This is a genomic window from Pararhodobacter sp. SW119, assembly GCF_017811755.1.
Classification (GTDB): domain Bacteria; phylum Pseudomonadota; class Alphaproteobacteria; order Rhodobacterales; family Rhodobacteraceae; genus Pararhodobacter.
On sequence record NZ_JADDJF010000157.1, the window covers coordinates 1 to 1,112 of the forward strand.

The 1,112-nt window shown below is 63.8% G+C and carries 1 pseudogene; it reads left to right on the forward strand.

The annotated features are described in order from the left end of the window. Positions 1-158: 158 nt before the first annotated feature. Positions 159-296 (forward strand): annotated as a pseudogene (locus tag IM708_RS21535) (IS91 family transposase); the annotation flags it as partial. Positions 297-1,112 lie beyond the last annotated feature (816 nt).

The following is a 1,112-nucleotide window of genomic DNA, read 5'->3' on the forward strand; positions in this document are numbered from 1 at the left end:
TCTAGTGTTCTGGATGGTATCTATCTGATCGACTGACGCCGCGCGCCCGCCTCCGAAAGTCCAGCGTCTTCCAAGGCGCACGGGATCAAGTCGAGAGGGCTGCTACTGCCTTGTTCAGGCTCGGCCCCGACCTGTTGCGATATAATTTTTGGGGGTGTCCGCAAGCCGAGATCATCCCACTCACCCTACGCGAACCATGCCCCTGTTGCGGCGGCGCAAGGCGCATGATCGAGATCTTCCGGCGCGGGCAAAAACCGATGTCGCGCGCACCTCCGAGGGGGCAAGCCGCCGCATGACATACCGCCTGTCAGATGCCAGTCAACGCCACCGCTTGCCCCCAGCAAGTGCGGCCCGAACAGGCTGTGCCTGTCCATCTTCAGCGCGACAAACGCCAGCAATCACGCCAGAACGAGCAGCTTTGTCGGAATCATCGAACCAGTTTGCGCCCGCCTCAAGCAGCATGCGCACCTTCAGCCGCACCCCTGATGAAGCCGTTGCTCCAGCCCTCTGCGCACTTTCCCCATAGGATGATCCAAGACCCCCGCGGCTTCCTCCTTGGAAGGTTCTCCAACGCGGGTCGTCGTCGCGCGATTGCGCAGCGTTCCGACGCGACCCGCATCAGAAAACCTTCACCTTTGCAGTAAATGTTGCAGTCTGGCCGACGACCGCTCGGAGCCCATCAGCGACATTCAAGCACGCCGCAGCATGGGAGGCCCTTTCGCAGGTGCGGCATCACGTTCGGCCCTCACCTGCCATTCGTACGCTGCCAGACGCTGCGATGCAACTTCCCTGAAACAGCCATTCGTGCGTTGCGCAGCAGGTCTGGCGGCACGGCACATGCCGTGGGCATTTTCCGCCATCCTGCGACCCGTAGAGGCGCCTTCGCCCGGCGGCCCGCAGTGGCCGATCATGTCTGCCGAGGCATCGAGGCCGGTGACCCGTGCGCCGCCCTGTGCGAGCCGGGTGGCCAAGCTTTTTCAGCATGCCGGCGCCTTCGGTGGAGCGGCCGCCGCCCTTGCCGCAGATGGTCACGGGTGTCTTGCCGGCAGGAATTTCGCCCACCCGAGCTTCGAGTGCAGCCAGCGGGATGTGCACGGCGCCAGTCACGTGGG